We start from the raw sequence: 8,634 nt of genomic DNA on the forward strand, positions 1-8,634 counted from the left end.
CCGGCGGCATTGGCCTTGCGCGTGAAATTCGTCGTCGCCCCGGGCGGCAGAATCGCGTCCTGCGACCCGCCGAGGATGAGCGTCGGCGGGTTGGTGGCGAACCGCAGGCGACGGAGATCGATCGCCGCGTAGCGATCCGGATAGGTTTGCGGCGACCCGCCGATATAGCGGGTGAGATAGGAGCGTTGTTCGTCACGAAGCTCCCCGGGAAGGTCCCAGGATCCGGCGAAATCGATCAGCGGCGCCTTGACGACGATCGCGGCGACATGGGGCAGTTTGGGGCCGCAATCGGAAGCGACGCGGCCGGCATTGGCGAGATAGCCGGCAGTCATCGCCAGCGTGCCCCCCGCCGAGCCTCCGCTGAGCGTCACGCGGTCGAGATCGAGGTGCAACTCGGCCGCGTGCGCCGCGGTCCAGGCCAGCGCGCAGATGACGTCGCGCGTGGCGAGATTCCACGTCGGACGGTCGTCGCGCGCCAGGCGGTAGTCGATGCTGATGACGGTCCAGCCGTGATCGGCGTACCAGCGCATGTTGGCGGCGCCGAACTTGCGGCTTCCCTGATAGAAGCCGCCGCCGTGCACCGCGAGAAGGACCGGGCTGAGCGCGCCCGTATCGCGCTCGGCAGGATAATAGATGTCGAGCGACAGATCCTCGTCGGGCCTGTGCGCATAGACGCGGCTGTCGTCCGGACGGACGCCGGTGCTGAACTCTCGCAAATCGAGCGCCTTCACCACGTTGATTTGCGCGCCGTTGCTCTGCGCGACGTATAGCAGATGCAACATCACGCCCGCCGTCACGATGATGGCGACGACCGATGTCGTGACCAGCGCGAGAGCGAGACGGGAGCGCTGAAATTGATTTGCCAGCAGCCCGATCAGCAGCGCGGCGATCGACCAGAGAAACAACCAGGAGGTGTGATTGGGCACGACATCGACGGCATAGATGCGGAACCAGGGGACGATCGGCACGATCGCGCCGAGCAGGATGGCGAGGCACGGCAGGACCATGATCCATGCCACCGTCATCAATCCGGTGCGCATCAGTCGAAAGACGGGGCCCATCATATCGCCCTCTTGGCTGCCGCAGTCTCCGCGACCGTAGAAGGAACGACACGCGTCGGCGGGACGGTGGGGCGAACGCCCATCACGCCCGACAACAACGGAACCCGGCCGATTGCCGCCCAGGCGATCACCATCGAAACCATCGCGAGCACCAGCAGTGGCACGCCCGACAGGCCGGCCGTCGCCCAAAGGGCGAAGGCGAACGGATGCCAGAGATAGAAGAACAGGCTGTCGCGGCCGATCGCGCGCACCAGCGGGATATCGAAGGTGATGCCGCGCAAGCGGGGGAAAAGGACGATCAGGGGGACGCACAACAGCAGTTCGGCGGCGGCCTCTGCCGCGGTCGAGGGATGTTGATAGAGCCGCGCCCACCAGAGCAGACCGGCAAGCGCGACCATCAGCAGCAGATAATCCCGCGACGTGGTGGCGCCCCGCTGAGCCACCCAGACGCCCAATGCGAAGTAGATCGGGTAGATGAAATAGCGTCGGTCGGGCGTCCACGGGCCGAATTGCCACACGTCATGACCGACCCCGAACAGGTACATCGCGCCGATACTGAGTGGGATTGCAGCCGCGAGCAGCATCGCCGGACTGAGTTTGCACGACTGCGCGGTGAGCATGAAGGACAGCATCACCGGCACGAACCACAGATGATACGGGGGGCGGACGATCGTATAGATCGGCGATATCCATTCTAAGGAGCCCGTGATCACCAGGGCGATCGCGCAGGCCGCGATCCAGGGCAGGATCAGCCGGCCGTAATATTTCTGGAGCAGCGCCGTCGGCGAGATGCTGCGCGCGTGGCCAAGATTGAACAAATAGCCGGTCAAGCCGATGAACAACGGCATCCGAAAACCGTAACCGAACCATGTTAGGAAATGGTGACGCTCGGTCAGCTCGGCGAAATGCCCCAGGATGACCAGCAACGCGAGTGCGCCGCGAAACAGGTCAATGCCGTAGATGCGCCGCTTCGTCCCGTCGGCCGGGCTGGGCGCCAGTTCGGCATTGTCGATCTGTCGCCCACCCCGCATCGGTGCCGACTATCGTTCATCGCGTGTTGCGATCGCTTGATCGACGATGGTTAACTGCCTTTAAACCCTCAATTCCGTGCGTGTCGCCCCGAACTCGAATGCCGCCGGCTCCGGGCCGTCAAACAGCGGCATTCGTCGCACTGAATCAGGCGAGGCCGGTCATCCCGTCGTCCGCGCGACGACCGGCGTCGGCGTCACGCCGCTTCGGCGGATCGCTTGGCGCGCTTGCGCTCGTGCGGATCGAGGTGGCGCTTGCGCAGGCGGATCGACTTGGGCGTGACTTCGACCATCTCGTCGTCGTCGATATAGGCGATCGCCTGTTCCAGCGTCATCTTCTTCGGCGGGGTCAGCCGGATGGCGTCGTCCTTGCCGCCCGAGGCGCGGAAGTTGGTCAGCTGCTTCGCCTTCATCGGATTGACCTCGAGGTCGTCCGTCTTGGCGTTCTCGCCGACGATCATGCCTTCGTACAGCGTCTCGCCATGGCCGACGAACAGGATGCCGCGCTCCTCGAGAGGACCGAGCGCGTAGCTATTGGCTTCGCCGGCGCCGTTGGAGATCAGCACGCCGTTCTTGCGGCCCTCGATATTGCCTTTGTGGGGCCCGTATTTCTCGAACAGCCGGTTCATGATGCCGGTGCCGCGCGTGTCGGACAGGAACTCGCCGTGATAGCCGATCAGGCCGCGCGACGGTGCCGAGAAGGTGATGCGGGTCTTGCCGCCGCCCGACGGACGCATGTCGGTCAGCTCGCCCTTGCGCTGGTTCATCTTGTCGACGACCGTGCCCGAATATTCGTCGTCGACGTCGATCACGACGGTCTCGTACGGCTCGGTGCGCTTGCCGTTCTCGTCTTCGCGGAACAGCACGCGCGGGCGGCTGATGCCGAGCTCGAAACCCTCGCGGCGCATCGTCTCGATCAGCACGCCGAGCTGGAGTTCGCCGCGGCCGGCGACCTCGAAGCTGTCGCGGTCCTCGCTCTCGGTGATCTTGATCGCGACGTTGGACTCGGCCTCGCGCTCCAGGCGGTCGCGGATCATGCGGCTGGTGACCTTGCTGCCTTCGCGGCCGGCCATCGGGCTGTCGTTGACGGCGAAGCGCATCGACAGGGTCGGCGGATCGATCGGCTGCGCGTGCAGCGCCTCGGTCACGCTGGTGTCGGCGATCGTGTTGGCGACGGTCGCGACGGTCAGGCCGGCAAGGCTGATGATGTCGCCGGCGCGCGCTTCCTCGACGGGCACGCGCTCGAGTCCGTGGAACGACATCAGCTTCGACGCGCGGCCGGTCTCGATGACGTTGCCGGCATCGTCGAGCGCGTGGATCGGCTGGTTGAGCTTGACCACGCCCGAATTGACGCGGCCGGTCAGGATACGGCCGAGGAAATTGTCGCGATCGAGCAACGTCACCAGGAAGGTGAAGGGCGCGTCGACGTCGACGTCCGGCGCCGGCACGTGCTCGACGATCTTCTCGAACAGCGGAGTCAGCGTGCCCGAGCGGGCCAGCGGATCCTCGCTGGCGTAACCGTTACGGCCCGAGGCGAAGAGCACGGGGAAATCGAGCTGCTCGTCGGTCGCGTCGAGGCTGACGAACAGGTCGAACACCTCGTCCAGCACTTCCTGGGTACGCTCGTCGGCGCGGTCGATCTTGTTGACGACGACGATCGGGCGGAGGCCCAGCGCCAGCGCCTTGCCGGTCACGAACTTGGTCTGCGGCATCGCGCCTTCCGACGAATCGACCAGCAGGATGACGCCATCGACCATCGACAGGATGCGCTCGACCTCGCCGCCGAAATCGGCGTGGCCCGGCGTGTCGACGATGTTGATGCGGGTCTCTTTCCCGTCCGCGCCCTTCCACACGATCGACGTCGGCTTGGCGAGAATCGTGATCCCGCGCTCCTTTTCGAGGTCGTTCGAATCCATCGCGCGCTCTTCGACGCGCTGGTTGTCGCGGAAGGTGCCCGATTGGCGGAAGAGCTGGTCGACGAGCGTGGTCTTGCCGTGATCGACGTGGGCGATGATCGCCACGTTGCGGAGGTCCATGAGATATCCTGATAGGTGCGCCCGAAGGCGGGTTGGCGGCGCCTGTAGCTCAATTTGTGCAATGCGGGAAGGGGCCGGAAATCACGGCGATACTTACATAGGGACCGAAGCATCAGCGCCGCTGGCGACGCTACCGGTATGACATCTCCAGCCAAGGAATGCCGATGTTCGCCGACGAAGACACACGCCGCTATCTCGACCGCTGGTTCTGGACGCTCGACGTGCTGGCAGAGGCGGTCGGCGTCACACCGGCCCGGATCGGGCGATTGATCGCCGCCGGCTGCGCGCCCGGGCCGATCTACGCGCATGACGGTAAAGCCTGGTGGAGCGCGCTCGGCTCCGAGGGACCGGCTCCCGCCGGCGAGCATTGGTACAGCCCGGGCGCCGCCTGGGGTCTGCGCCAGGCCGAATTGGCGTCGCGCACTGGCGCGACTCCCGAAGCGGCTGCGGCGATGCTGCGCGAGCGGTTCGCCGATGCGTTCGTCGCGGCGCTCGCCGTCCAACGCCATGCGCGCGCCGCGTTCCCACGCTGTTTCGCGAATGACGCGGTCGACCCGCGGACGGCCCGGCAAGCGGCGTATGACGAATGGGCATCCTGGCTGGGTGGTGGTTACGGCGTTTGCCTGCGCGTGTTCACCGCCGAGACCTGCGTCGCGAAAGAGGCGCTGGGCGCCTGGCTCAAGGCGGCTGTCGCCGAGCCGGGCTATGATGCTGCGACCGTGCTCGCCGAGACCGAGGCGCTGGCCGGACTGATCCTGCCGTTCGCGCCCTGGCAGCGCCCGGTCGGGACGCCCGGCCGGACGATCGACCGGTTGTTGCTCGAACAAGGACTGGGCGACGACCGCCCTTATGGTTGATCCCTGCCGCGGCGCCCGGCATGGCAAGCCTTCGGACAAGGAAGGGCGATCATGGCGCAGCTCAGGATTTCGGTCATCGTCGGCAGCGTGCGCGAAGGGCGAATGTCGCTGCCGATCGCGACATGGGTGATGGATCGTGTCGCCCGGCGTACGGAATTCGCCGCGGAGTTGCTCGATCTCGCGGACTGGGCCTTGCCGATGTTCGCCGAGCCGTATCCGCCCGCGACCGGCCGTTATACCGGCGAGCAACAGCGCGCCTGGGCGGAGACGATCGGCGCGGCGGACGGCTATATCCTGGTCGCCCCCGAATATAATCACGGCATGAGTGCGGTGCTCAAGAACGCGCTCGACACGGTCTACGCCGAATGGGGTCGCAAACCGGTCGCGTTCGTCGCGCACGGCACACTCGGCGGCGCGCGCTCGGTCGAACAATTGCGCAACGTGACGGCAGCGATGGCGATGGCACCGCTCGCGAGCGCGGTGCATCTGCAGGGCGCCGCCAAGCTGCGCGACGGCGATCGGTTCAATGCGGGTGAAATAGAGGATCGTCGCCTCTCGGCACTGTTCGACGAACTGCTATGGTGGGGGCGAGCGCTCAAGGCGGCTCGTCAGGGGGATTGATGCCGAAAGCGACGACCGCCGCGCTTGTCACCCGATTTGCCGTCATCCTGTTTGCCGCCGCTGCGCCGGCGGTCGCACAGAATGTGGTCGATCCCAACGCCGACACCAGTGTCGCCGACCCGGCCTTCCCGATCGGCAAGGGGCCGGTCGTGCTGGTCGATTCGGGGCATGACGAGAACCAGACGCTGGCCGGTAATTACGCGCCGTTCGGCGCCGTGCTGACGCATGACGGCTATGTCGTGCGCGATTTCGCCGAGCCGATCTCGGCCGTCAATCTCGCCGGGGCGAGTCTATTGGTCATCGCCGAGCCGCGCGACCCCAAGGATCCGTCGAACGCGCCCAAATACCAGTCGACCTCGGCCTTCACCACGGAGGAGATCGCGACGCTCACGGCCTGGGTGAAGAGCGGCGGCGCGTTGCTGATGATCGCCGATCATCCGCCCTATGCCGGCAGCCTGCGCGCGTTGGCCGGCGCGTTCGGCTTCGAGATCGAAATGTACGCCGCACAGAAGAACCCGAATGCCGAATTCTTCAGCTTCGCCAATGGCGATCTGGTAGAGGGGCCGCTGACGCGCGGCCTGCCGCAGATCCAGACCTTCTATGGCGCCGCCTTCACCGCCCCGGCTGCCGCGACGCCGCTGCTGCGGTTCGATTCGAGCTGGAAGATGCTGGTCACCGACAAGCCGCCGCGACCGATGACGCCACAGGATCTGCGCGGCGCGACGCTCGAGGCCGGGGCGGGACGCGTCGTGCTGCTCGGCGAAGGCGGGGCATGGTCGGCCCAGATCGGGCGCGGCGGCAAATATCCGATCGGATTCAATGCGCCGGGCGCGAAGGGCAACAAGCAATTCATCCGCAACGTCGTTCGCTGGCTGGCGACCGGCGATGTGCCGCGGGGGCGGCCGGCCAACCCCGCCGGGTAACGCGGCGCCGCCGTCTGGCCGTCTTGCCTTTCCCGTTATGCGTGTTACATAAGCAACACACTTGAACGCGCGAGGATTCGTGGCCAGACTCCACGGACCATCGCGAAAAGGGACTGAGAATGGCGACGACCCCGACCGAGACCGTCACGGCCGAACCCGATCTGGTGCTGACGCCGCCCGATCCTGTCGCGGCGGTCGCGCCGACCAAGGCCGCCGGGCTGGTACCGGTCGATGACGCCAAACGAACCGAGCTCGAACGCCGCGTCGACCAGTTCGTCGACGACCTCGTCGCGCAGGACGTCGATTCGCCCGAATTCGGCAAGCGCGTCGATGCCATCACGTCGATGGGGCAGAAGGAAATCCGCGAGGCGGCGTCGCAGTCCAATCGTTTCCTCGATCGCCCGGTCCGCGCGATGGACAAGGACACCGGCGTCGGCGCCGACGTGATCCAGCTGCGCCAGACGATCGAGAAGCTCGATCCGGGCAAGAACGGCAAGCTCATAAACGGTGGCGGCCGCGGTTTCCTGGAGAAGATCTTCGGCGGCGGGCTCAACACCTATTTCGACAAGTACAAATCGTCGCAGACGCACATCTCCTCGATCCTCAAGAGCCTCGGCTCGGGCAAGGACGAGCTGTTGATGGACAACGCCGCGATCGAGACCGAGCGCGCCAATCTGTGGACCGCGATGGGGCGGCTCGAGCAGATGATCCATCTCGCCAAGACGATGGACGCCAAGCTCGAGGACAAGGCCAACGAACTCGACGCGACCGATCCGGCCAAGGCCAAGGCGCTGCGCGAGAGCGCGTTGTTCTACGCCCGCCAGCGCGTCCAGGACCTGCTGACGCAGATGGCGGTGACGGTGCAGGGCTATCTCGCGCTCGACCTGGTCAAGAAGAACAATGTCGAGTTGATCAAGGGCGTCGACCGCGCCTCGACCACCACCGTCTCGGCGCTGCGCACCGCGGTCACCGTGGCGCAGGCGCTGACCAGCCAGAAACTGGTGCTCGAGCAGATCACCCAGCTCAACACCACCACCGCGAACATCATCGATTCGACCGGCCAGCTCTTGAAGTCGCAGACCGCGCAGATCCACGAACAGGCCGCCGCCTCGACCATCCCGGTCGAGACGCTGCAGCGCGCCTTCCAGAACATCTACGACACGATGGACGCGATCGACGCATTCAAGATGAAGGCGCTCGATTCGATGAAGACCACGGTCAACACGCTGTCGACCGAGGTCGAGAAGTCGAAGGGCTATATCGCGCGCGCGGAGGGCCAGTCGCAGGCCGCGCTGCAGGGCCCGCAGACCGACAGCTTCAAGCTCGAGGCGGTGTAAATGTCCTCCACCGACGACGTCATCGCACGCGCCCGGGAGACGCTCGACCGCACGTCCGAACGCTATCGCGCCGGACCGGGACAGCGCGCGCGGGTCAACGATGTCGGCCAGCGGCTGACCCGCGCGGCGATCGCCGATGCCGCGATCGTCGGGCTGGCGGTGGTGTTCGGCCTGGTGGTCGGGCCGATCGGCATCTTCGGCTTCCTGTTCATGATCGTCGCGAGGATCGTCGCGACGATGGTGCTGCTCGCCACGCCGACCCAGCGCGCGCCGACTTTCGAGCGACTGCAGCAAGTCGATCTCAAGGCACTGCCGGCGCAGACCGGGCGCTGGCTCGACGCGCAGCGGCCCGCGCTGCCGGCGCCGGCGGTCAACCTGGTCGACCAGATCGGGATCAAGCTCGACGCGCTGACGCCGCAACTGGCGGGGCTCGACGACAGCGCGCCGGCCGCGGCGGAAATCCGCAAGCTGGTCGGCGAGCAATTGCCCGAATTCATCAAGGGCTATGAGCGCGTCCCCGCAGCGATGCGCGCGGTCGAGCGCAACGGCAAGACGCCGGACCAGCAACTGGTCGAGGGCCTCGGCGTGATCGGCCGCGAGATCGACGAAATGGCGGCGCAGCTCGCGCAAGGCGACCTCGACGCGCTGTCGACGCGCGGACGCTACCTCGAGATCAAGTACCAGGGCGACAAGAGCCCGGTTTGAGGAAATCTCCCTCTCCCCTTGTGGGAGAGGGAAGGGGCCCGCTCGCGTCAGCGAGTGGGAAGGGTG

Annotated in this window: 8 protein-coding genes; 5 read left to right on the top strand and 3 right to left on the bottom strand. The window is 66.2% G+C overall.

All coding sequences use genetic code 11. The features are described from left to right. The 3 genes from ACTHJR_RS20175 to typA all read right to left on the bottom strand — a co-directional run. On the bottom strand, nucleotides 1–1,064 hold a 1,064-nt coding region (locus ACTHJR_RS20175; protein ID WP_440525215.1), incomplete at its 3' end, for an alpha/beta hydrolase fold domain-containing protein. Beyond that, nucleotides 1,061–2,092: an acyltransferase family protein gene (locus ACTHJR_RS20180; RefSeq protein ID WP_440525216.1), complete on the bottom strand. Its 1,032-nt coding sequence runs from the start codon at nucleotides 2,090–2,092 to the stop codon at nucleotides 1,061–1,063. The genes ACTHJR_RS20175 and ACTHJR_RS20180, both read right to left, overlap by 4 nt. A 194-nt stretch (nucleotides 2,093–2,286) precedes the next feature. After that, on the bottom strand, nucleotides 2,287–4,125 hold the full coding sequence (typA, locus tag ACTHJR_RS20185) for a translational GTPase TypA (RefSeq protein ID WP_440525217.1): 1,839 nt from the start codon (nucleotides 4,123–4,125) through the stop codon (nucleotides 2,287–2,289). 164 nt (nucleotides 4,126–4,289) lie between these two features. Here typA and ACTHJR_RS20190 point away from each other — a divergent pair, with 164 nt between their 5' ends. The 5 genes from ACTHJR_RS20190 to ACTHJR_RS20210 all read left to right on the top strand — a co-directional run bounded on the left by ACTHJR_RS20190 (nucleotide 4,290) and on the right by ACTHJR_RS20210 (nucleotide 8,568). Then, nucleotides 4,290–4,982: a DUF6058 family natural product biosynthesis protein gene (locus ACTHJR_RS20190; protein WP_440525218.1), complete on the top strand. Its 693-nt coding sequence runs from the start codon at nucleotides 4,290–4,292 to the stop codon at nucleotides 4,980–4,982. A gap of 51 nt (nucleotides 4,983–5,033) precedes the next feature. Next, on the top strand, nucleotides 5,034–5,603 hold the full coding sequence (locus ACTHJR_RS20195; RefSeq protein ID WP_440525219.1) for an NADPH-dependent FMN reductase: 570 nt from the start codon (nucleotides 5,034–5,036) through the stop codon (nucleotides 5,601–5,603). Beyond that, nucleotides 5,603–6,526: a hypothetical protein gene (locus tag ACTHJR_RS20200; protein WP_440525220.1), complete on the top strand. Its 924-nt coding sequence runs from the start codon at nucleotides 5,603–5,605 to the stop codon at nucleotides 6,524–6,526. Before ACTHJR_RS20195 ends, ACTHJR_RS20200 begins: the two co-directional genes overlap by 1 nt. Before the next feature lie 119 nt (nucleotides 6,527–6,645). Continuing rightward, nucleotides 6,646–7,863 carry a toxic anion resistance protein gene (locus tag ACTHJR_RS20205; protein ID WP_440525221.1) on the top strand — a complete coding sequence of 406 codons (1,218 nt, stop codon included), beginning with the start codon at nucleotides 6,646–6,648 and terminating at the stop codon, nucleotides 7,861–7,863. Beyond that, nucleotides 7,864–8,568, top strand: a complete 705-nt coding sequence (locus ACTHJR_RS20210) for a hypothetical protein (protein ID WP_440525222.1) — start codon at nucleotides 7,864–7,866, stop codon at nucleotides 8,566–8,568. Nucleotides 8,569–8,634 lie beyond the last annotated feature (66 nt).

The sequence above is a fragment of the Sphingomonas sp. genome (genome assembly GCF_051962185.1).
Taxonomy (GTDB): Bacteria; Pseudomonadota; Alphaproteobacteria; order Sphingomonadales; family Sphingomonadaceae; genus Sphingomonas.